Raw genomic sequence first — 22,897 nt, forward strand, 5'->3', positions numbered from 1 at the left:
ACCGGGTCTACCGGATCGATCGCGCGAGCGCGCGTCCGCACGACGCGGCCGGAGCGCTCTGGGGCGCGGCGCGGGTGAGCGAGCTGGCCGCCCGCAAGGCCCCGCAGGACAAGGTGCTGGCCGCGGCGCGGCGCTGGTCGGTGGCCGGCCCCGACGCGGTGTTCGTGGTGCTGGAACGGGTCGAAGACTACGCCGAGGCGGAGATCGAGCCGCCGGCGGCGCTGGGCAAGGAGGCGCTGGCGCAGTGGCGCGAGCTCACCGCCGAACGCGAGGCGCGCAAGGCGGCCGAACGGGCCGAGCGGGTCGACGCGGTCGTCGAGGCCTGGGACGAGCAGAAGGCCTGGTGGAACGCCGCCCACAAGTCGTTGAAGGAGGTACAGGCTCAGCTGCGCCGTGAGCAGCCGCGGGAGTCGAGGCGCGACGCGCCGGTGCCGGCCGCCGCCATGGCCCCTCCGCCTCCGCCTCCGCCTCCGCCCCCGCCGTCCGTGGAAGAGGCCGCGCCGGCGGCTGACGCGGCGGCCTCGGTCGACGAGGTGGTGGTCACGGGCGCGCGCATGGTGCGACAGGATTTCACGGAGATGTCTCCGGTGGCGACCGTGGGCGCGGAGGCCGAGTCCATCAAGGTCGAGATCGAACCTTGGAACCCGGATCGCCCCTATCTGAAGGCTCTGGCCGAGGCCGCGCCCGACGCGTTCTGGAACGTCTATCGCGAGCAGGAGAAGGCCCACGGCGACCTGCCGGCCTTCTACCTGGACGTCGGCGAGTTCCTGTTCCGCAAAGGGCGGACGGACGCGGCCGTGGCGGTGGCGCTGAACGCGCTCGAACTGCCGAGCACCGACACCACGACCCTGACCATCCTCGCTGACCGGCTGATGCGCTACGGCCGGACCGACCGGGCGATCGCGCTCTACGAGCTGATCCTGAAGCGCGAGCCGGACCGGCCCCAGCCCCGGCGCAACCTGGCGCTGGCCCTGATCGAGCGGGCCGACCGGGGCGGCGACGGATCGGCGGTCGACTACGCCCGGGCGCTGGATCTGCTGGCCGAGGTGATCCAGACGCCGTGGGACCGTGATTACGACGGGATCGAGTTGATCTCGTTGATGGAGGCCAACCGCGCCGCCGCCAGGGCGAAAGCGCCGGCTCGGCGCTGGCTGGACCCGCGGCTGGAGGCCTTGCTCGACGTCGACCTGCGGGTGGTTCTGGAGTGGAACACCGACAAGACCGACATGGACCTGTGGCTGGACGAGCCCTCTGGCGAACGGGCGATCTACAGCCACCCGAAGACCGGGATCGGCGGGCGGCTGTCCAACGACATGACCCGCGGCTACGGGCCGGAGGAGTACCTGCTGCGCCGGGCGCCGAACGGCGAGTACGCCGTGCGCGTGCACGGCTACGCCTTCGACCGGCTCAATCCGAACGGGGCGACCAGCGTCCGCGCGCGGCTCTACCGCAACTGGGGACGGGCGGACGAGACCATGGAGCAGCTGGAGATCGAGCTGACCCGCGACGAGCGCGACGGCCAGCTGGTCGGCAAGTTCAAGGTCGGGAAGTGAACAAGGCGATCGGCGGGCCTTGGGGAAAGGCCCGCCGATCTGGGCGACGTCGAGCGTGCACCCCGCGGGACCCGGTTGGGATTCGGGGCGCGGGCGTCGCCAGGGGAATTTAAGTTTATTGACGTCCGCGGGCTTCCGGGGCGCCGTCGCGGCCGGCGTGCGAAGCCTGGCCGCCCTTGCGGCCGGCCTCGGCGGCCAGCTGGCGGTTCTGCGAGAAGCTGCGCTTTTCGTTCGGCACGCTGCGACCGCCTTCGGCGGCGATCGCGCGTTGGCGGTCGCGATCCATGGAGGCGAAGCCGCGTTTGGACTTGCCGCCGCCCTGTTCGAATTCTCCTCTGGTCGGCATCGGGGATCTCCTTAAGCAAAGCGAACTGCCGCAAAGGCTGAACGAACGCGCGGCGTGAGGGTTCAAGCTTCGCCTTGGAAATCCGCAGCTTGGCCGTATTTCCGCAGAGCCCGCCGCAGGTCGGGCAACCTCCGAAACCGAACGGCGTTCTCCCGGGTCGGCCGGGAAACCGCCCCAGGAAACGCCGATGACCAGAGCGGACCGCGACTTCACCACCGAGGGCAAGCCGAAGGGGCGATGGACGTTGGCCGCAGCGTGCGTGACTGGCTGACCTCGATGCAGCTGATCCCGGCCGGAGCGGACCAACGCGGCCAAGGCGCTGGCCGAGGCGGTGCGCGCGCTTCGCGAGGGGCGGCTGGCGCGCCCGGGGGCCGATCTGGAACCGCCAAGGCAGAAATGAGGTTTTTGCTCCGCTCGGGCTGAACCAATCACGTTCCCGTGCGCTTTGTGTGAGGACCAACGGAGGATCACAGATGCTGCGTATCGGACACGTGATGCTGGCGGGCGTCGCCGCCTTTGCCCTGACCGCCTGCGAAAGCAAGGCCGACAAGGTCGCCGAGCATCAGTCGAACGCCGTCGAGGCGCAGTCGGAAGCGACCGCACAGTCGATGGAAGCCCAGGCCGCCGCGGCCAAGTCGACCGGCACGGCCGCTGGGGCGGAGACCGCCAAGACGCTTGAGGAGAAGGCCGACGTGACCCGTGAAGCGGGCAAGGAAAAGGCCAACGCCATCGAGCAGGAAGCCGGCAAGAAGGATTGACGGTTCGGCCGGTTCCCTAGGCCGGCCGAAGCGTTAGGAGAGCCCGCGCAGCGATGCGCGGGCTCTCTTCATTCAGAAAGCCCATTCGCTGTGGAAGGCGTGCTGCTGCTCGTGGCCGGGCAGGCGCATGGGGATGCGGTCCAGCCCGGGGATCCAGATCGGGGCCGAGATCACGTGATAGCGGGCGATGAACACGTCGCCCTCCGCGTCGACCCGCGCCGACACCACCCGGCCGGTCGCGTCGGTCCCGATGAAGTCGCCGTGGGCCTCGAACACCTCGCCGGCCGCGCCGCGGGCGCCGTAGGTGCGGCCCAGCGTGCCGCCGTCGGCGTCGCCGTCGTGCCAGCTGACCGCCCAGCCGCCGCTGCGCAGGGCCACGACCTCCGGCTCGGCCTCGCCGGCGAACACCGAGGCGTCGCCGACCGCGATCTCGGACGGCAGGTGGCCGTTGGCCAGGTCGGCGGCGTCGAACACCGCCGCGCGAATGTGCGAGGTCGCCCCGTCGGCTTCGGCCCAGGTCGCCACGATACGGCCGTCCGCCAGCCGGGCGGTGTCGAGGTCGGCGGCGAAGCCGTCGCTGAGCAGGCTCTCGACCACCGTGCCGTCGGCCTTCACCAGTGCGGCGTGCACGCCCTCGCGGGAGGTCCACAGCAGTTCGACCCCGCCGCCGGCGACGCGCTGGACCTGCAGGTCGTTGTAGAACAGGCCGCCGCCGAACGGGTCCTCGCGCGTGGCGATCAGCATGGCCTCGCCGTCGGGGGTGTGCGCGGCGGTGTAGCGCTGCACCACGATCGCCGCGAACTGGCCGAACAGGTCCGACGCCGCCTCGGCCATGACGAAGCCGCCGCCCGGCAGGCCGCCCGCCGCCACCGACGAGGCCTGGCCGCTGAGGCCGTCGCCGCCGCCGCGCAAGGTCCCCGACTTGTCGAAGGTCGAGAACTGCGGGGTCACCGAGTGGCTGAAGGCGACCATCCAGGTGGCCACGAAGCCGCCGCCGTCCAGAGGCGCCAGGCCGCCCTCGAAACTGTTGGCGCCGGTGGGGCCGTTCGCGCCGGCCGATGCCGGTGTCGACAGCGCCTTGCCGGTCACGCTGAACCGCTGCACCTGGAGGGTGTCGCCCAGATCGCCGGAAAAGCCCTGGTAGAGCTCCGCGACGCTGCCGTCGCCCAGCACGGTGATGGCGCGATGGTCGCCGTCGATCGACAGCCGCGCCTCGCGACCGAGGGGAAGCAGCGTGTCGTAGAAGTTGCGGGCCATGAACGTTTCCTCCGGCGGACGCGGGGCAAACGGGGCCGGGGGCGTCGCTGTTCCGAGCGTTGTCGTTCAGATCAGTGACGGCCGATCAGGTTTTCGCGAGCTTCGCGATGGCGGGCTTGAGCGGCGCGGCCGCGTCATCGTAGCCGGCCCACGGATCGGCGCGCTTCAGCAGGCCGGGCGCGGTGCGCAGGGTGTACTTCTTCGGATCCAGACCTTTTCGCGCCTGCGCCCAGGTCAGGGGGAAGGAAACCGTCGCGCCGGGGCGGGCGCGGGGCGAGAGCAGGGCGACCGCGGTGGCCATGCGGTCGTTGCGCAGATAGTCGAGGAAGATGCGGCCGCCGCGGACCTTCTTGCTCATGTTGGTGGTGTAGGCGTCCGGATCGTCGGCCGCGACGCGCTCGCACAGCGCCTTGGCGAAGGCCTTGGCATCGGGCCAGGCCACGGGCGCCTTCGCGGATTGCGCGAACGGCGTGACCACGTGCAGGCCCTTGCCGCCGGTGGTCTTCAGGAAGGCGGCCAGGCCCAGGGCCTCCAGACGGTCCTTCAGTTCGCGCGCGGCGGCGATCACCCGCTCGAACGGCAGGTCCTCGTCCGGGTCGAGGTCGAACACGAACCGGCCCGGGACCTCCGGCTTGCCGGGCAGGCAGTTCCACGGGTGCAGCTCGGTCGCACCGATCTGGGCGGCGGCGATCAGGGCCTCGGCCGTGTCGAACTGGATGTAGGGCTGCCGGTCGCCGCTGACCGTGGTCAGGGTGATCAGCCTGGATTGGCCGGCCCCGGCGTGACGCTGGAAGAACCGCTCGCCGGTGATCCCGTCCGGCGTGCGGATGATCGAGCAGGGGCGGCCCTTCACGTAGGGCAGCAGGTGCTGAGCCACGGTCTCGTAATAGCGGGCCAGGTCCAGCTTGCTGACCGACGGGCCCAGATCGCTGTCCGGCCACAGCGGCTTGTCCGGGTTGGACAGCGTCACGCCCAGCACGACGGGCGCGCCTGGCTTCCCCGCCGCCGCGCGCGCCGGCGGGTGACGCGCCACCGCCTCGCGGGCCTCCAGCGTTTCCGGGACGACCTCCTGGGCGCTCTTGTCTTCGCGCAGGCCCTTGAAGCTGGCCTGGCGCACGTTGCCGTCGCCGGTCCAGCCGGCGTGGGCGATCTCGGCGACCAGTTCGGGCTTCACCCAGTGGATGTCGGCCCCGCCGCGCGGGGCGCCCTCGCCTGAGAAGGGGGAGTCCTTCGCCGCGACGGCCCTCAGCTGCGGCAGCAGAACCTTGACCTTGTCGCCGCCGAAGCCGGTGCCCACCCGGCCCACATAGGCCAGCTTCCCGTCGCGCCACACGCCGGCCAGCAGGGAGCGGAACTTCGAACCCGTGGTGGTCCAGCCGCCGATCACCACCTCCTGGCCGCCCCGGCACTTGGATTTGGTCCAGGTGTCGCTGCGGCCCGACCGGTAGGGCGCGTCCCGGCGCTTGGAGACCACGCCTTCCAGGCCCATGCGGCAGGCCGACTTCAGCACCGCTTCGCCGCCCATGTCGAAGTGGTCGACGAAGCGCAGGCGCGAGGACGCGCCGGCGTCCTCCAGCAGCACCTCCAGGCGCGCCTTGCGCGCGTCCAGCGGCTGCTTCCGCAGGTCCTCGCCCTCGGCGAAGGTGACGTCGAACAGGAAGAACACCAGCTTGGCCGTCTGGCCGGACGACAGCGCCGCCTGCAGGCCCGAGAAGTCCGGCCGGCCCTCCTGGTCGAGCGCGCAGATCTCGCCGTCGAGATAGCAGTCGGGCAGGGCGGCGCAGTCCCTGGCGACCTCCGGGAAGCGGTCGGTCCAGTCGAGCGGCTTGCGGGTCCACAGCACAGCCCGGCCGCGCTCGATCCGCGCCTGGACGCGATAGCCGTCGAACTTGATCTCGTGCACCCAGCCGGGGCCGGACGGGGGCCGGTCGACCAGCTTGCAGAGCTGCGGCTCGACGTGCTCGGGCATGCGCGCGGTCTTCGTCCCCTTGGCGGGCTTGGCCTTGGGCGGCCGCTCGGCGGGCTTCGCCTTGGGCGCGTGCGTGCGCTGGGCGACCTCTTCGCCCGAGGCCTCCGGGCTGGCGCCCTTCGAGTTCCAGACCGCCTTGGCCGAGGTCTTGGCGTCCTTGAGCATGAAAGGCGTCGGCGCGCGGCCCTTGCCGGCGGCGATCTGCTCCATGGTGCGGCGCGAAGCGACCGAGAAGGCGGTGTCCTCCAGGAAGGCGTCGTGGTCGCCCGGATGGGCGGTCTCGTCGTCGTGCTTGATCAGCAGCCAGTTGGGCCGCTTGCTCTTGCTGCGGTCGTTGGCGATGCGGATCAGCGACCAGCCGCCCTGCATGCGCTTGCCGTCGAACTCCAGCGACAGGTGGCCCTTCTTCAGGCCCTGTTCGAAGGCGCGGCCCTTCTCCTCGCGGAAATAGCCGCGGTCCCACAGCATGACCGCGCCGCCCCCGTACTGGCCCTTGGGGATGGTGCCCTCGAAATCGCCGTAGTCGAGCGGATGCGGCTCGACCTCCACGGCCAGGCGCTTGTCGTCGGGGTCGAGCGAGGGGCCGCGCGTGACCGCCCAGGAATAGAAGCTGCCCTCGTGCTCCAGCCGCAGGTCGTAGTGCAGCCGCGTGGCCGCGTGCTTCTGGATCACGAAGCGCGGGCGGTCCGAGCGCGCGACGCGGCGTTCGCCACTGGGCTCCGGCGTCTGGGAGAAGTCCCGCTTGGCTCGATAGGTCTCGAGATCCGCCATGGGCGTGTCCGGCTGCACGCTTTGAAAGCGCCGGCGGGGAAGCGGGTTCCCGTGGGGTGCGACGCCGTGCCCGAGCGGCCTGTTCAGCGAATTCGGGTACGTCAGACGGGTAGCGTCCGTGAGCGTCCCATGACTGTGCGTCCGACTTCGCCCCGCGGGGCCGACATCGCCCCGCAGGCCTGAGGACGCACGGCTTCGTGGACGGTCTCCAGACCCTGCTGTTCGACGTGCTGCTCGCCTATTGGGGCGGGCTGAAGATCGCCATCGCCATGGTGGCGGTGATCATCTTCGTGTCGTCGATCGACGACCTGATCATCGATTTCTACTACTGGCACCGGGCCTGGCGGCGCGGCTGGCGCGGCCTGGTCAAGAAGCCGCCGTCTCAGGAGGCCCTGGCCGCGCATCCGGAAAAGCGCATCGCGCTGATGGTGCCAGCCTGGCAGGAGTCGGACGTGATCGCGAACATGATCGCGAACACGACCAACACCTTCGACTATTCCAACTACGAGATCTTCGTCGGGGTCTACGCCAACGACCCGGACACGCGCCGCGAGGTGGACCGAATCCGCCAGCGCTTTCCCAACGTGCACCGCGCCGACGTCCCGCACGACGGCCCGACCAGCAAGGCCGACTGCCTGAATTGGCTGGTGCAGAACATCTTCCTGCATGGCGAGAAGACCGGCCGTCCCTTCGACGTCATCCTGATGCACGACGCCGAGGACGTGGTGCACCCGTTCGGCCTGAAGGTGGTCAACTGGTTCATCGAGGGCCGCGGCATGATCCAGCTGCCGGTGCTGTCCATGAACCGGCGGTGGTGGAGCATGATCGCCTGCCACTACATGGACGAGTTCGCCGAGTTCCACGGCAAGGACCTGCCGGTCCGCTCGCTCCTGGCGCGCATGACGCCGTCGGCCGGCGTGGCCACCGCCTTCTCGCGCGAGGCCATGGTCGAGCTGTGCCGGGAGAAGGACAACCAGCCCTTCAACACCGACAGCCTGACCGAGGACTACGACGTCGGCCACCGGCTGCGCTCGGTGGGCATGACCTCGCGCTTCGTGGCCTACCACGCCAAGACCAAGCGCTTCCGCAAGGCCTGGTTCCGCAAGGGCGAGGTCGAGGTCGAGCGCCACGAGCTGGTCGCCACCAAGGAGTTCTTCCCCGACCAGTGGACCGCCAGCGTGCGCCAGAAGGCACGCTGGATGCTGGGCATCTCCTATCTGGGCTGGCGCCAGCTGGGCTGGTTCGGCGACGTCAACAACCGCTACTTCCTGTTCCGCGACCGCAAGGCGCTGATCACCGCGCCCACCGGCGTGATCGCCTACCTGCTGGTGCTGCAGGTCACCGGCTGGACCGTGCTGGGCTGGTTCCTGCCGGCCGTGCGCGGCCTGCCGCCGCTGATCGACCACGCCTGGGTCCTGCTGCTGGTCCAGATCAATTTCCTGTTCCTGATGAACCGCTTGGCGCACAGAGCTCTGTTCACCTTCAAGCATCACGGGCTGAAGTACGTGTGGCTGACGCCGCTGCGCGCGGCCCTGTCGAACTGCGTGGGCTTCGCCGCCTTCTGGCGCTCCATGCGGCTGTTCCTGACCCATCTGGCGACCGGCCGACCGATCGCCTGGGACAAGACCCAGCACTCCTTCCCGTCGCTGGCCGAGCTGCAGAACCGCCGCGGGCGTCTGGGCGACGTGCTGCGGTTCTGGAACCACGTCACCGCCGAGGACCTGGATGCGGCCATTCAGGCCCAGGCCGACCGCTATCGCCCGATCGGGCGGCTGCTGGTCGACCGCGGCGTGATTTCCGACGAGCATCTGGCCGAGGCCTTCGCCGAGTGGAGCGAGACCGTGTCGTCCAGCTTCGATCCGTTCCGGGTCACGCCGGACGTGCTGCGCCTGCTGAGCGCGCGCGACGCGGCCCGGTTCGGGGCGGTGCCGCTGCGCTGGAACGAGTCCGTGCTCGACATCGCGCTGGCCGAGCCGCTGGAAAAGGCCGAACGCGTGGAGCTGGAACGGCGGCTCGGCGCGGTCGGGGTCAAGAGCCTGCGGGTGGTCTACGCCCCGCTCAGCGACATTGCCTTCGGGGTTCGCTACGCCTGGACGCCCGGCGCGCTGGCTCGCGAGCGGCGCCAGGTCGAGCGGCTGGTCGAATGCGGCCTGCTGGACGCGGTCGGCGCGGCCCAGCTGTGGCGCTCGATCCGCTCCGGCTATCGAAGCCTCGGCGACGTCCTGATCCAGGAGGAGGCGATCGACCACCGCACGCTGCACGCGGCGCTGTCGGACTACTGGCGCACCAATGCGGCCGGCCGGCTCGACCAGTATCTCGTGCGCACCGGCGTGGTCAGCCAGGCCCAGGTTGACGCCGCCGTCCGCCGTCAGACCATCGAGCCGCTGGACGTGGTGCGACGCGCCCTGGACCTGAAGCTGATCAGCGTCCAGGCCCTGCAAGGCCTGCAAGCCGCCTGATCAGGCCAGAGTCTCGCGCGCGATCGCGCAGAACCGCTCGATGTCCTCGGGGTCGTGATAGAGGCCCAGGCCCACGCGCAGCACGTCGTCGCGCACGTCGGTGACCACGTCCCTGGCCAACAGCGCCTTCTTCCAGGCCTGGGCGTCGGGGTGGCGGAAGGCGATGAAGCGCGCCTGGGCGTGGTTGCCGGGCGGGTTGAGGATCTCGGCCTCCGACAGCCGTCCGGCCTGGCCCGCGCGGACCGCGGCGACCAGCTGGTCCTGCAGGGCGCGCACGTGGGCGGAGACGTCGGCGGTGGTCAGGCCCTCGGCGTCCAGCATGTCGGCCACCGCGCCGAACCGGTACAGCCCGCTGGGGTCGAAGGTGGCGCCCAGGAAGCGGCTGGCGTCGCGGCCGTAGCCGACGCCGCCTGGGGGGGCGATCAGGTCGGCGAACTCGGCGTACCAGCCGGTCACCTTCGGCCGCTCGCCGAAGCCTGACGGCGCGTGCAGGAAGGCCGCGCCTTCGCCGGCCATGGCGTACTTGTAGCCCCCGGCCACGTAGAACAGCCGGTCCGCCACCGCCGACAGGTCGGTCGGGACGGCGCGGAAGCCGTGATAGCCGTCGACCACCACCCAGGGGCCCTCGGGCCGGGTCAGCTCGGCCAGTTCGAACACGCGCTCGAACACCCGCCCGGTCTTGAAGAACACGTGGCTGGTGAAGATCAGGTCGTAGTCGCCGGAGCGGGCCTTCGACAGGAAGGCCTCCTCGAAGTCCTCGAACGGCTCGGTCGGGACCACGTCGAGGATCAGCTCGCCAGCCTCGATCCAGCGCGCCGACTGGCGGCGGAAGGAGTGGAACTCGCCGTCGGTGGACAGGGCGCGCACTGGCCGCTTGTCGAAGGCCGACAGCAGCCGGACCATCAGTTCGTGGGTGTTGGGCGCGAACAGCACCGTCTGCGGCGACGGCAGGTTCAGTTCGCGGGCCACGTGCGCCTGGGCGCCCGGATAGACCTCGCCGAACACCTTGTCCCACTTGTTGTCGGCGAGGACCGCGGCGTCTTCCCACGCCTGGATCTGCGCCTCGCGGCTGGCGTCGGGCCACAGGTGGTGGCTGTGGGCGGCGACGTGCAGGCGCCCGGGGGCGGCCGACAGCGCGCGGGAGAACAGGCGCTTGTAGCTCATCTATGCCTCACAGGCGGGTGCGCAGCGACCAAAGCTCGGGGAAGCAGCGGCGTTCCAGGGTCTTTTGCAGGTAGCCGACGCCCTCGGTGCCGCCGGTGCCGCGCTTGGAGCCGATGATCCGCTCCACGGTGATGACGTGCTTGTGCCGCCAGGTGACGAGCGCGTCGTCCAGGTCCACCAGCTTCTCGGCCAGCTGGTAGAGCTCCCAGTACTTTTTGGTGTCGCGATAGACGGTCAGCCAGGCGGCCTCGACCTCGGGGGAGGCCACGTAGGGCTGGCTGACGTCGCGGGTCAGGGCGGCCTGCGGCACGTCCACGCCGTGGGCGGCCAGCTGGGCTAGCGCGTCGTCATAGAGGCTGGGGGCGGCCAGGGCGTCCTCAAGCGCCTTCAGCGCCGCCGGGCGTTCCTCGTGGAAGCGCAGGAACGAGGCGTCCTTCAGGCCCAGCATGAACTCCAGCCGCCGGAACTGGTCGGACTGGAAGCCCGAGCTGGTGCCCAGCGCGCCGCGGAAGCTGGTGTAGTCGGACGGCGTCATGGTCGCGAGCACGTCCCAGGACATGGTCATGACCGCCTGGATGCGGGAGACGCGGGCCAGGCTCTTGTAGGCGGGCACCAGGTCGCCGGCGCGGACCTGCTTCTGGGCGAAGGCGACCTCGTGGAGGATCTCCTTCAGCCACAGCTCCTTGGCCTGGTGGATGACGATGAACAGCATCTCGTCGTGCTCGTCCGAGCGCGGATGCTGGCAGGCCAGAAGGTCGTCCAGCGCGAGATAGCCGGCGTAGGTGATGGGGGCGGTCATCGCGCCTCGCCCTTTCTTGAATCGAAAACTGCGAAGCGCGTTCTAGCCGCCCGGCGCGGTCGCGTCAGCCGATGGCCGCGCGCTTCTCTTCGAACACCGCCTGGGCGTCGGACAGGCGCGACAGCTGGCTCATGTGCACCAGGTCCATCTTTTCGGCCTGCACCAGCCGGTACTGCCAGGGGTGGGTGACCGTCACGCAGCGCACCAGGCCGGCCTTCACCAGCGCCCCGATCACGTTCTTCACCGTGCCCAGGCTCATGGCCGGATGGGCGTCGGCCAGCTCGTTCACGCTCCACCAGCGGTCTTCACGCTTCAGGCAGGCGTGGATGGCGCAGACATTGGCGGTCAGCTTGAGGTCGGAACGGGCAGCCATGGTGGTCCGGGGCTTTCTGGAGCGAGCGGGTCGGACCCAGACATAGAGAGATTCGTTCGATCGTTAACGGGCGTTAACGGTTGAGGCCGGGCATAAGCGGGTAAAATCGTGCGTCGGAGCCGGCTTGAGGCGTCTTCGGACGTATCGGTCAGAGTCGGTCAGGCGAGGCGCATCGCGCCAGAGTCGGTGAGCTTCAGCTCGACGCGCTCCGGCGAACGGGCGGCGATCTCGCGCTGCAGCCAGCGGACGTCGGCCGGCGCGGCACGGTTCAGGCGCATCTTGCGGATCTGCATAGGGACGAGTTCGAGGCCCGCGAGGGCGCCGGTCTTCCGGTGGAGGTCGACGAACCACATGACCGCCAGGTCGCCGCGATAGCCCTCCTCGCCGGAAATGCCCTCGTAGTCGTTCAGAAAGTCGCCGGCGCCGTAGAGGATCAGCCCGTCGCGGTGGAGCTCGATCCCCTTGGCGTGGTGGGAGGAGTGGCCGTGCACGACCGAGGCGCCGGCCTCGATCAGGGCGTGGGCGAAGTCCCGTTGCGCCGGCGGGACCTCCCAGCCCCAGTTCGGGCCCCAGTGGATGGAGGCGACGACCAGGTCGCCCGGACGACGGGCGCCGCCGATCCGTTCCGCGGCCTCCGTCGCCGCGCGCGGGGTCAGCTCGATCAGGTTCACCCCCGGCTGAACGGGCGTCGCGGCCCAGTCCGTGGGCACGCCGCTGGAGCGTGTGCAGAAGGCGTAGAACAGCAGCCGCTTGCCGTCGCCCAGGTCGAACACCGCCGGCGCGAGGGCCGCGTCGAGATCGCGCCCGGCCCCCGCGATCCGCAGGCCCAGCCCGGCCAGGGTGTCGCGCGTCTCCAGCAGGCCGGCCCGGCCCCAGTCCAGCACGTGGTTGTTGGCGAGCGTGCAGCCGTCGATCCCCGCCGACGTCAGGCAGGCCGCGTTGGCCGGGCTCATGCGGTAGTTGATGCCCTTTGGGACGGCCCGGTCGCTGCGGGTGACCGCGGTCTCGAGGTTGACCAGCCGTAGGTCCGGCTCGCGCTCGCGCCAGATCTCGAGCGCGTCGCCCCAGACGTAGTCGAAGCCGACCGGGCGCGGGATCGGTCCGGACGCCCGCTCGGCCAGCTCCAGATAGCCCAGGGCCGAGGTCATCCAGCGTTCGTACAGAACAGGATCGCTCGGGTGCGGCAGGATCTGGTCGACGCCGCGACCCAGCATGACGTCGCCGGCGAGGAACAGTCTAACGACGCCGGGTGGCCGGGCCTCGCTCATGCGGCGGCCTAGCTCCAGACCCAGTCCTTGGTGGTCAGATGGGTGGCGTCGACGCCCACCAGGGTCACGGTGTCTCCGGCCGCGAAGGTGAGCACGGTGTCGGCTCCGACCTGGGTGACGGTCGGCCGCTCGCTGCCGAAGCCCACGAACTGCATCCGGTCCTCGAGCCCGCCGGCGGTGAAGTCGAGGATCCGGTCGGCCCCGAAGCCGGGACGGAAGACGAACAGGTCGTCGCCCGAGCCGCCGCTGAGCACGTCGTTCCCGCGGCCGCCCTCGATGACGTCGTTCCCCGCCATGCCGTCCAGCCGGTTGGCGGCGTCGTTGCCGGTCAGGCGGTTGGCCAGTTCGTTGCCGACCCCGTCGATCGCCGCCGTGCCCTTCAGCATCAGGTACTCGACCTCGGCGGGCAGGGTGTAGCTGACATAGGCGCCGATGGTGTCGGTCCCTTCGCCGGGGCGTTCGATCACGAGGTCGTCGGCGCGGTCGACGATATAGGCGTCGGCGCCGAGCCCGCCGACCAGCACGTCGGCGCCGGCGCGCCCGTCCAGATAGTCGTTGCCGTCCAGGCCCTCGATCCGGTCGTCGCCGGCCGTCCCCGCCAGGCTGTCGTTCCCGGCCGTGCCAGTGATGGTCCCGGGCGGCGGAGGGGGCGGTGGCGGCGGAGGAGGAGGGGGCGGCGGCGGCGGCGTGCCGCCGCCGGTGTAGACGAAGTCGGACGCGGTCAGGGTGTCGACCTGCACGTTCTTCAGCCGGACGGTGTCGCCGTCCGAGAACACCACGATGGTGTCGGCGCCCTGCTGGAGCAGGTGCTTCCAGGCGGAATAGCCCTGGACCTCCAGCACGTCCTCGCCAGGCTTGAAGTCCTCGACCGTGTCCTGCCCCGTGCCGACGCCGACCACGATGATGTCGCGGCCCGCGCCGCCGGTGATCCGGTCCGCGCCCGCGCCGCCCTCCAGCCGGTCGTCGCCGCCGTAGCCGAACAGCTGGTCGTCGCCGGCCAGGCCCTTGAGCGTGTTGGCGCCGTCGTGGCCGCGCAGGACGTTGTTCAGGGCGTTGCCGGTCCCGTCGGCCGAGGCGCCGGCCAGGGTCAGGTACTCGACCTGGTCGGGCAGGACGTAGGAGACCCAGGCCTCGACCGTGTCGAAGCCCTGGCCGGCCTGCTCGACCACCACGTCGCCGGCGGCGTCGACGACATAGTAGTCGTCGCCCGCGCCGCCGATCATCCGGTCCGCGCCAGCGCCGCCCTTCAGGTAGTCCGCCCCGCCCAGGCCCTCCAGCGTGTCGTCGCCCGACCCGCCCTGCATCACGTCGCGCGCCTCGGTCCCGATCAGGTGCAGGCCCGTGGGCGGCGGCGGAGGAGGGGGCGGAGGCGGTGGTGGCGGCGGGGGAGGCGGCGGCGGGGGCGGCGGATCGGTCGGGTCGGTCCAGCCGGGGATGTTCAGCTCCTTGAACTGGAGCTGAGAGGCGTCGACGTTCTTCAGGGTGACGCGGTCGCCGTTGGAGACGTCGATCTCCGCGTCGGCCCCGACCTGGGTCAGGGTGAAGGTGAAGCCCAGGCCCTCGTAGGCGAAGAAGTCGAGCGCGTCCTCCGTGCCGCCGGCCACGAAGTCCAGGATCACGTCGTGACCGTCGCCCGGGCGGAAGAAGAAGCGGTCGTCGCCGGCGCCCCCGGTCATGACGTCGTCGCCCGTGCCGCCCCACAGCACGTCCTTGCCGTCGCCGCCGATCAGCACGTCGTTCCCGGCCCGGCCGTCCAGCCGGTTGTTTCCGACGGCGCCGGTCAGCACGTTGTCGAGGGCGTTGCCGTACGCCTGGATCGCGCCCGTGCCCGTGAGGGTCAGGTCCTCGACATTGTCGGGCAGGGTGAAGGTCACCGAGGAGAAGATGGTGTCGACGCCCTCGCCGGGCCGCTCGACCACCTGGTCGCCGGTGTCGCCGATTATGTAGGTGTCGTCGCCCGCGCCGCCGATCAGCAGGTCGAAGCCCGCGCCGCCGGTAAGCCGGTCGTTTCCGTCGCCGCCCTCGATGCGGTCGGCCTGGGACGTGCCGGTCAGCTCGTCGGCCCCCGCGCCGCCCGTGATCGTGTTGGTCGTGACGTTTTGCGGGAGCGCCCAGGCCTTGATGTAGTCGATCCTGAAGTCGGCCGGGAAGGCGGTCGTCCCGTCCGGCTGGCCGCCCCAGCCGCCCATGGCCAGGTTCGCCAGCATGTACATCGGCTTGTCCATGCCGGCCGGCGTGGCGAGGCGGTAGACCTCGGCCCCGTCCACATAGAAGACCAGGTCCGTCGGGGACCACAGCACGCCGTAGGTGTGGAAACCGCCGGCGTCCGGCAGGAAGGAGGCCGCCGTGTAGTGCTGGCCGGCGGGGTGGTTGTGGGCGCTGGTCCAGACCTGGTTGGGCTCGCCGCCCAGGGCCTCCATGACGTCGAGCTCGACGCCGACGCCGTCGACCGGCAGCAGCCAGAAGGCGGGCCAGAAGCTGCCGCCTCGCGGCGTCTCGGCCCGCATTTCGAAATAGCCGTAGGTCTGGGAGAAGCTGGGCTGGGTGGTGATCAGGCCCGAGCCGTACTTGTAGTCCCACAGCTGCGACTGCTGGGCGGCGCTCAGCGGCTGGGCCCGGATGGTCAGCACCCCGTCGGCGGTCGAGAACGGGCTCAGGCCCAGCGGCTGGTTGGTCGTGCCCTTCAGCCAGGGGTTCAGATAGACCTGCAGCTCGCCGTTGGTGGCCAGGGTGTAGCTGCCGAGCCCGCTCTCGCCCTGGTAGCCGAAGTGCGGCTTCCAGATCCCGTTCGGCGCCTCGGTCGCGTGGAAGAGCGACAGGCTGTCGAAGTTCTCGTCGAAGCTCTGGGCGCCCAGGGTGGCGCGGTCCAGCGTCAGCTGGAAGTCGTCGGCCGCGAACCGGTCGATGGTCAGGTTGCGGAAGACGATCACCTCGGCGCCGTTCTGCAGGACGACGTCGGCGCCCTCCTGGCGCATGGCCGCGCGGACCTGCTCGAAGGTGTGGAAATCCGAGCCCTGGAGCCGCAGGAAGTCGCCGATCCCGGCCCCCGGCTCGAAGTCGTAGATCACGTCGGCGCCTTCGCCGCGCACGATCACGAACAGGTCGCGACCCGCGCCGCCCAGCAGCACGTCGTCGCCGGCCCCGCCCCAGATGGTCTGGGCGCCGTCCTGGCCCTGGATCAGGTTGGCCAGCGCGTTGCCGCCGGCGTAGCGGCCGTCGCCGCCGCCCACGATCAGGTTCTCGACGTTGTCCGGCAGGATCACCGAGTGCCAGGCGGTGATGGTGTCGACGCCCTCGCCGGGCTTCTCGATCACCACGTCGGCCTTGTGCTTGAGAATGTAGCGGTCGTCGCCGGCGCCGCCGATATGAATGTCGCCGCCGCCGTTGCCGCTGAGGGTGTCGGCGCCCGAGGAGCCCGTGATCGTCTCGCCGCCGGCCCCCGTGCCCAGGAACGTCCGGGTCGGCGCGGCGCCTTCGGGCATGGCCCGGCCGCGATAATCGAAATACGCCACCTGGAACTCCCATGCCCGCGACCGGCCCGAAAGCGGCGCGGTCAGTACCGTGGGGCTTAACTCGGTGACGCTGCCGGAAGTTCAGAGCTGTGCGGCGTCGTGGGCGACGGTGGAGCGGGCGCGCGCGCCGGCGTATGTGGCGGGCGATGACCTATCTCGATTTCCTACGCACGGGCTCGCCTCTGCACCGCGTCACGCCCTGCGAGAGCGGGTTCTGCATCGCGCCGGTGGGCGAGGACGCCGCCGCGCGCGAGGCGTTCCAGGCGCTCGCCGAAGTCGCGGTGGAGCGGGAAGGGCAGGGTTATCGGATCGCGGACGTCACGATATCGGAGGTCTCCGGCGCCTACGAGGTGGTGTTCGTGGCGCCGTTGGAGGCGCCTTTACAAACATGACGAACATTTCACCTCGCGATCCGCATCCGTAAGGCTGCGTCGCCGCCTCTTGTGATCAGAAGGCTGGAGCGAGACGCTCCCCTGACGTCGAGAAAAAGGTGAATCGCTATGGGTCCCGAAATTCTGGTTCCGCTTGGTTTCTTCCTGATGATCGCGGCTATCGTGATCGTCCCGGGCTATCTGAAGAGTCAGGAGCGGCAGAAGCTCCAGGACACGCTCCGCGTCGCGTTTGAGAAGGGCCAGGACGTCCCGCCCGAAGTGCTCGACGCCATGACCCGCGACATCAAGCCGTCCGTGTCGCCCTACCGCGACGTGCGCCGCGGCGTGATCATGCTGGCGCTCGCCGGCGCCTTCAGCGCCATCGGGGTCGCCCACGGCTACTTCGAAGGTTTCGACGAGACCTGGGGCTGGTACGCGGCCGCGGCTTTCCCGGGCTTCATCGGGATCGCCTTCCTGCTGCTGGGCCTGTTCGCCAAGGACCGTAAGGCTTGATCGGGCACTGAAGGGGGAGGAGCGCGCTGATGAGCGCCTCACAATCCGACCGGGCCCTGCACCGCCTCCACGACGTCGAGCTCGCCGCCCTCGCGGCGGCGGGCGGACGGCGGGAGTTCGGCGAGCTGGTCCGCCGCCACGGGAGCGCAGTCCGCGCCCTGTTGCGCCGGATGGGCGCCGACGCGGCCTCGGCCGACGACCTGGCCCAGGACGCCTTCATGCAGGCGTTCGAGGCCATCGCCGAGTTCCGGGGCGAAGGCACCTTCGCGGGCTGGGTCAAACGCATCGCCGCGCGGCTTTATCTGAAGCGGCGCCAGAAGGAGGCCCGCTTCGTGCTCGACGGCCAGGACCACGAGCCCGACCAGCCCATCGGCTTCGCCGACGCGGCCGGGCGGATCGACCTGGACGGCGCGCTGAAGCTGTTGAGCCCGGCGGAACGGCTGTGCGTGTCTTTATGCTACGGCGCGGGACTTTCTCACGCCGAGGTGGCCGAGACCTTGAACACGCCGCTGGGAACGGTCAAATCGCATGTCAGACGTGGTCTGGATAAGCTCAGAGAACGCTTGGCGCCGGATGGCGGGCAGGCGGGGAGCAGGGCGCATGGTTGAGCGCGAGTTTGAAGCTGGCCTGGAACGGATGTTCGCCCAGGCCCCGGTCTATCCCGACGCCGAGATGTTCTCGGACAGGGTGCTGGCCAAGCTCGACCGGAGCTGGCGCTGGCGTCGTCTGGGCATCGGCGCGGCCGGCGCCGTCGGCGGCGTGATCGCGATCAGCCAGACGCTGGGCTCGAACCTGACCCTGCACATGCAACAGTCGCTGGCCAATTCCTTCCGGACGGTCGACGCCGCGGTTGACGGGGCCGTCTCCCAGACGGAATCTCTGGTGGGACTGTCCACCAGCGCGGGCATGTTCTGGGCGGTTTCGGCGATGATGGTGATCGCTGCCGGGGCCGCGGCTCTGCGCCTGTTCGAAGAGGTCTAAAACTGTCTTCCCAACGTGAAGAGAAGGTCCGCCGTCTGGCGGCCCCGGACATCGCCGCCCGCAAGGGCGGCGATCCTATCGTCTGTCTGACCGCCTACACCGCCCCCATGGCGGAGATCCTGGACGACCACTGCGACCTGCTGCTGGTCGGGGACTCGGTCGGCATGGTCATGCACGGCCTGCCCAACACGGTGGCCGTGACCATGGACATGATGATCATGCACGGCCAGGCCGTGATGCGTGGGGCCCGTCGTGCGATGGTCGTGATCGACATGCCGTTCGGCTCTTACGAGGCCGGGCCGGAGCAGGCCTACGCCAACGCCGCTCGGCTCATGAAGGAGACCGGGGCCCAGGCCGTGAAGGTCGAGAGCGGCCCGACCGTGCCGGAGACCATCAACTATCTGGTCCGCCGCGGCATTCCGGTGATGGGCCACGTCGGCCTTCTCCCGCAGTCGGTGCTGACCGACGGCGCCTTCAAGGCCAAGGGCAAGACCGAGGACGAGCGGCTGCGCATCCTGGCCGTGGCGGAAGCCACCGCCGACGCCGGCGCGTTCAGCGTCGTGGTCGAGGGCGTGGCCGAGGGGCTGGCCCGCGACATCACCGAGGCCCTGCATGTGCCGACCATCGGCATCGGCGCCTCGGCCGCCTGCGACGGTCAGGTCCTGGTGATCGACGACATGCTGGGCCTGTTCGACTGGACGCCCAAGTTCGTCCGCCGCTACGCCGACCTGCGCGGCGAGATCGGCCGCGCCGCCGCCGCCTACAAGGACGACGTGCGCGCCCGCCGCTTCCCGGCGGGGGCCGAAACCTACTTCGCGAAGAAGCCGGCCTGAGTTTGGGGAGCCTCGCGGCTCCCCTTTTTCTTTCAAGGGCGGCGCAGCGCGCGTGAGCCGCGTTGCCGTTCGCGCGGCTAGGCTATAGTTTCGCGACGAATTTACTGTTTTGCGCCGGCGAGGAGCGTCCTGTCGTGGTCGACGTGTTTGAAGAGGTCGAGGATGAGATGCGCGCCCACAAGTGGCGCACGCTCGCCCGCCGCTATCTGCCCTGGGTCGGCGGCGCCGCTGCGGCGCTGGTCATCGGGGTCGGCGGGACCTACGGCTGGAGCGCCTGGCAGGAAAGCCGCGCGGGCAAGGCGTCGGTCGCCTACGACCGCGGCCTGAAGGCGCTGCAGACCGGCGATCGCGCCGGCGCCGACGCGGCCTTCGCCGAGGCCGGCAAGCTGGGCACCCGGGGCTACCGTACCCTGGCGCTGATGCAGCAGGGCCATATCCTGGTCGGCCAGGACAAGTCGGACGAAGCCGTGAAGCTGTTCGACGAGGCGGCCAAGGTCGCCCCGTCCCCGATCCTCGGCGACAACGCCAGCCTGAAGGCGGCCTTCGCCCTGATGGACAAGGCCTCCTACGAGGAAATGGAAAAGCGGCTGACGCCGCTGACCGAGGACGGCCGTCCGTACCGCGCGACCGCGAAGGAAGCGCTGGCCATGGCCAAGATTCAGGCCGGCAAGGTGAAGGAAGCGCGCGGCGACTTCGTGGTGCTGTCGCTGCTCTCGGACGCGCCGGAAGGTGTGCGCGCCCGCGCCCAGGCCGCCATCCAGATGATCGACTCCGGCACGGCCGCCAAGCTGCCGGCCCTGGCCAAGGCCGCCGCCGAGCTGCCCAAGCCGCAGGCGGCCCCGGCCGGTCAGAACCCGTTCGCCCCCCAGACCGGCGCGCCGGTCCCGCAAGCCGGAGCCGGCAAGCAATGAACCAGAAGCTGAAGGTCGCCGCCGTCGCCCTGGCCTGCTGCGCGGGGCTGTCCGCCTGCGCCACGGTCAGCAAGCTCAACCCCTTCGACAAGAAGGAGGGCTCCAAGACCACGGCGGCCAAGGGCGAGCGCATCCCGGTGATCGGGTTCGAACGCCAGCTGCAGGTGTCCGACACCCTGGCCGGCCAGACGTTCTACATCCCGGAAGCCCAGCCGGTGACGGCCTGGCCGCTGCCGGGCGGCAACGAGGCGCAGGCGGTCGAGAACGTCGCCGCCGCTCCGGCCTTCGAGATCGCCTGGAAGCACGGCGTCGGCGAGGGCTCCTCGCGCAAGGGCCAGGTGACCGCGCCGCCGGTCGCCGTCGACGGCCGCATCTTCACCATGGACGCTCACGCGACCGTCACCGCCACCGACGCGGCCGGCGGCGGTCAGGCCTGGCGCGCCGACCTGGAGCGCCGTGAAGGCAAGGACAAGGAAGCCTTCGGCGGCGGCCTGGCCGTGGCCAACGGCAAGGTGTTCGTCAGCTCCGGCTACCGCTTCATGGCGGCGGTCGACTCCGCGACCGGCAAGGTGCTGTGGAAGACCGACGTCGAGTCGCCGATCCACGCCGCGCCGACCGTCTCGGGCAGCCGCGTCTACGTCGTGGACGTCGACAACCAGATCCTGGCCTTCGACATCAACACCGGCGAGATCGCCTGGAGCTACCAGGCCATCGTCGAACCGGCCCGCATCATGAAGGCCTCGAGCCCGGCGGTGCAGGGCGACGCGGTGATCACGCCGTTCTCGTCGGGCGAACTGGTGGCGCTGCGCGCCGCCAACGGCAACGCCCTGTGGAGCGAGGTGCTGTCGCGCACCAGCCGCACCAACGCCCTGTCGGAAATCCGCGACATCGCGGGCCGTCCGGCGATCTACAAGGGCGACGTCTACGCCGCCAGCCACTCAGGCGTGTTCGCCGCGGTGGACGCGCGCACGGGCGCCCGCAAGTGGGACCTGCCGGTGGCCAGCGTCAACGCTCCGGTTCCGGCCGGCGACGTGGTCTACATCGTCGACCAGGCCGGCGAGCTGATCGCCGCCAACCGCGAGAACGGCCAGGTTTACTGGATCAAGGACCTGAACAAGGGCCGCGTGCGCAACGAAGGCGGCTTCCTGGGCGTGCTGGACGTGCAGACCCGGCCGATCTGGTCGGGCCCGCTGCTGGCCTCGGGGCGCCTGGTGCTGGTCAACAACTGGGGCGAGGCCGTGGCCATCGACGCCCTGACCGGCGAAATCCAGAAGACCCTGAAGATCGGCGCGGCGTCCTACCTGTCGCCGATCGCCTACGGCGACAAGATCTACGTCGTCACCGACAAGGCGGATCTGATCGCGATCCGCTGACGCGGCGCGCAGTTTCGCGCTAGAAATGACTAGAGGGGCGCCCCCCGCCGGTCCGGCGGGGGGCGCCGCTGTTTTTGAAAGAGAGGCGTCATGGCGCTGAAAGTCGCCATCGTCGGCCGGCCCAACGTCGGCAAGTCGACCCTGTTCAACCGCCTGGCCGGCAAGAAGCTGGCGATCGTGGACGACCGCCCCGGCGTCACCCGCGACCGCCGCTATGCGAGCGGCCGCATCGGCGACCTGGACCTGGAGCTGATCGACACCGCCGGCTTCGAGGACGTGTCCGACGAGAGCCTGGAGGCGCGCATGCGCACCCAGACCGAGAAGGCCGTCGACGAAGCGGACCTGGTGCTGTTCGTGATCGACGCGCGCGAGGGCGTGGTGCCGCTGGACCGCATCTTCGCCGACCTGCTGCGCCGGCGCGACATGCCGGTCGTGATGATCGCCAACAAGGCCGAGGGCAAGGCCGGCGACGCCGGCATCGGCGAGGCCTATGCGCTGGGCTTCGGCGAGCCGGTGCCGCTGTCGGCCGAGCACGGCGAGGGTCTGGCCGACCTCTACGCCGCGATCATGGCGACCGCGCCGCAGGACTGGGAGGAAGAGGTCGAGGACCTCGAAAAGCCCATCCGCATCGCCATCGTCGGCCGCCCGAACGCGGGCAAGTCGACCCTGGTCAACCGGCTGATCGGCGAGGACCGCATGCTGACCGGCCCGGAGGCCGGCATCACGCGGGACTCCATCTCGGTCGACTGGGAGTGGGACAACCGCCGCATCCGCCTGGTCGACACCGCCGGCCTGCGCCGCAAGGCGCGGGTGCAGGAGAAGCTGGAGAAGCTGTCGACCGCCGACACCATCCGCGCCATCACCTTCGCCGAGGTGGTGATCCTGGTGATGGACGAGGCCAACGCCTTCGAGACCCAGGACCTGCAGATCGCCGACCTGGTCGAGCGGGAAGGGCGCGCCCTGGTCTACGCCGTGTCCAAGTGGGACCTGGCCAAGGAGCCGAACGTCCGCCTGGCCGAGCTGCGTGAAGAGGCCGACCGGGTGCTGCCGCAGCTGCGCGGCGCGCCGCTGGTGGCGCTGTCGGGCCTCACGGGGCGCGGCCTGGAGCGGCTGATGCCGGCCATCCTGAAGTGTCACAAGGACTGGTCGGCCAAGATCAAGACCCGCGACCTGAACGACTGGCTGGCCATGGCGGTGCAGAGGCACCCGCCGCCGGCCGTGAACGGCAAGCGCATCAAGCCGAAGTACATGGCCCAGACCAAGGCCCGGCCGCCGACGTTCGTGCTGTTCTCCAGCCGCGCCGACGAGATGCCGGAGCACTATCGCCGCTATCTGGTCAATTCGATCCGGGAGAGCTTCGACCTGCCGGGCGTGCCGGTGCGCGTGACCGTCAAGTCGGGCTCGAACCCTTACGCCGAGGGCGGCGAGAAGGGGCCGAGCAAGACCGCGCCGCGCCGGATCGCCCGGACCGCGGCCGGCAAGGCTGCGGCGGCGGCGGCCAAACCGCCCAGACCCAAGCCCAAGGCGGCCAAGGGCGCCAACGTCGGCAAGGGCCCGGTCGCCCGCGCGGTCGTGCGCCCGCGCTCGGGCCCGGGGTCGAAGCCGAAGCCCGGCGGCCGGCCGAAGGGTCGGTAAAGTGCGTTCTCCCTCCCCTTTATGGGGAGGGAAGGGCCCGCGCAGCGGGCC

The 22,897-nt window shown here is 70.3% G+C and carries 19 protein-coding genes; 11 read left to right on the top strand and 8 right to left on the bottom strand.

All coding sequences use genetic code 11. From position 1 onward, the window contains the following. The coding region (locus G3573_RS00650) for a hypothetical protein (RefSeq protein WP_205597980.1) at positions 1-1,553 on the top strand (1,553 nt) is incomplete at its 5' end. A 115-nt stretch (positions 1,554-1,668) separates the two neighbouring features. Here G3573_RS00650 and G3573_RS00655 read toward each other — a convergent pair. Then, positions 1,669-1,899, bottom strand: coding sequence for a KGG domain-containing protein (locus tag G3573_RS00655; RefSeq protein ID WP_163258918.1), 231 nt, complete (start codon positions 1,897-1,899; stop codon positions 1,669-1,671). Positions 1,900-2,372: 473 nt separating this feature from the next. Here G3573_RS00655 and G3573_RS00660 point away from each other — a divergent pair, with 473 nt between their 5' ends. Beyond that, entirely contained in the window at positions 2,373-2,657 is a 285-nt protein-coding gene (locus tag G3573_RS00660) for a hypothetical protein (protein ID WP_240454442.1), read from the top strand. A 72-nt stretch (positions 2,658-2,729) separates the two neighbouring features. On the opposite strand, the gene G3573_RS00665 is transcribed toward G3573_RS00660, so the two are convergent. Both G3573_RS00665 and ligD read right to left on the bottom strand, forming a co-directional pair. After that, a complete protein-coding gene (locus tag G3573_RS00665) occupies positions 2,730-3,914 on the bottom strand; it encodes a hypothetical protein (protein ID WP_163258919.1) in 1,185 nt (394 codons plus the stop codon). Between the two features lie 85 nt (positions 3,915-3,999). Then, a complete protein-coding gene (gene ligD, locus G3573_RS00670; RefSeq protein ID WP_163258920.1) occupies positions 4,000-6,654 on the bottom strand; it encodes a DNA ligase D in 2,655 nt (884 codons plus the stop codon). 197 nt (positions 6,655-6,851) lie between these two features. On the opposite strand from ligD, the gene G3573_RS00675 reads away from it, so the two are divergent. Continuing rightward, entirely contained in the window at positions 6,852-9,113 is a 2,262-nt protein-coding gene (locus G3573_RS00675) for a glycosyl transferase family protein (RefSeq protein WP_163258921.1), read from the top strand. Here the strand turns inward: G3573_RS00675 and G3573_RS00680 are convergent, their stop codons facing one another. From G3573_RS00680 to G3573_RS22380, 5 genes are all read right to left on the bottom strand, one after another. Continuing rightward, a complete protein-coding gene (locus G3573_RS00680; protein ID WP_163258922.1) occupies positions 9,114-10,277 on the bottom strand; it encodes an aminotransferase class V-fold PLP-dependent enzyme in 1,164 nt (387 codons plus the stop codon). It abuts the gene before it with no gap. Positions 10,278-10,284: 7 nt separating this feature from the next. Continuing rightward, entirely contained in the window at positions 10,285-11,076 is a 792-nt protein-coding gene (locus G3573_RS00685; protein ID WP_163258923.1) for a tryptophan 2,3-dioxygenase, read from the bottom strand. Positions 11,077-11,140: 64 nt separating this feature from the next. Further along, entirely contained in the window at positions 11,141-11,449 is a 309-nt protein-coding gene (locus G3573_RS00690; RefSeq protein WP_163258924.1) for a hypothetical protein, read from the bottom strand. 158 nt (positions 11,450-11,607) lie between these two features. Then, positions 11,608-12,717: a CapA family protein gene (locus tag G3573_RS00695; protein ID WP_163258925.1), complete on the bottom strand. Its 1,110-nt coding sequence runs from the start codon at positions 12,715-12,717 to the stop codon at positions 11,608-11,610. 8 nt (positions 12,718-12,725) lie between these two features. Next, entirely contained in the window at positions 12,726-16,229 is a 3,504-nt protein-coding gene (locus G3573_RS22380; protein WP_163258926.1) for a family 16 glycosylhydrolase, read from the bottom strand. A gap of 146 nt (positions 16,230-16,375) precedes the next feature. Here G3573_RS22380 and G3573_RS00705 point away from each other — a divergent pair, with 146 nt between their 5' ends. From G3573_RS00705 to der, 8 genes are all read left to right on the top strand, one after another. Next, positions 16,376-16,621, top strand: a complete 246-nt coding sequence (locus G3573_RS00705) for a hypothetical protein (RefSeq protein WP_163258927.1) — start codon at positions 16,376-16,378, stop codon at positions 16,619-16,621. Positions 16,622-16,768: 147 nt separating this feature from the next. Next, on the top strand, positions 16,769-17,113 hold the full coding sequence (locus tag G3573_RS00710; RefSeq protein WP_163258928.1) for a DUF6249 domain-containing protein: 345 nt from the start codon (positions 16,769-16,771) through the stop codon (positions 17,111-17,113). Positions 17,114-17,142: 29 nt separating this feature from the next. Then, positions 17,143-17,721, top strand: coding sequence for a sigma-70 family RNA polymerase sigma factor (locus G3573_RS00715; RefSeq protein ID WP_163258929.1), 579 nt, complete (start codon positions 17,143-17,145; stop codon positions 17,719-17,721). Continuing rightward, on the top strand, positions 17,714-18,094 hold the full coding sequence (locus G3573_RS00720) for a hypothetical protein (protein WP_163258930.1): 381 nt from the start codon (positions 17,714-17,716) through the stop codon (positions 18,092-18,094). Before G3573_RS00715 ends, G3573_RS00720 begins: the two co-directional genes overlap by 8 nt. A 2-nt stretch (positions 18,095-18,096) precedes the next feature. Then, a complete protein-coding gene (panB, locus tag G3573_RS00725) occupies positions 18,097-18,927 on the top strand; it encodes a 3-methyl-2-oxobutanoate hydroxymethyltransferase (protein ID WP_163258982.1) in 831 nt (276 codons plus the stop codon). Between the two features lie 134 nt (positions 18,928-19,061). Further along, positions 19,062-19,838, top strand: coding sequence for a tetratricopeptide repeat protein (locus tag G3573_RS00730; protein WP_163258931.1), 777 nt, complete (start codon positions 19,062-19,064; stop codon positions 19,836-19,838). Beyond that, complete coding sequence (locus G3573_RS00735; RefSeq protein ID WP_163258932.1) at positions 19,835-21,211, top strand: PQQ-binding-like beta-propeller repeat protein; 1,377 nt, start codon at positions 19,835-19,837, stop codon at positions 21,209-21,211. Before G3573_RS00730 ends, G3573_RS00735 begins: the two co-directional genes overlap by 4 nt. Before the next feature lie 90 nt (positions 21,212-21,301). Then, entirely contained in the window at positions 21,302-22,846 is a 1,545-nt protein-coding gene (gene der, locus G3573_RS00740) for a ribosome biogenesis GTPase Der (protein ID WP_163258933.1), read from the top strand. The last annotated feature ends 51 nt before the right edge of the window (positions 22,847-22,897 follow it).

It is taken from the genome of Caulobacter sp. 17J65-9 (assembly GCF_010975005.1).
GTDB lineage: Bacteria > Pseudomonadota > Alphaproteobacteria > Caulobacterales > Caulobacteraceae > 17J80-11.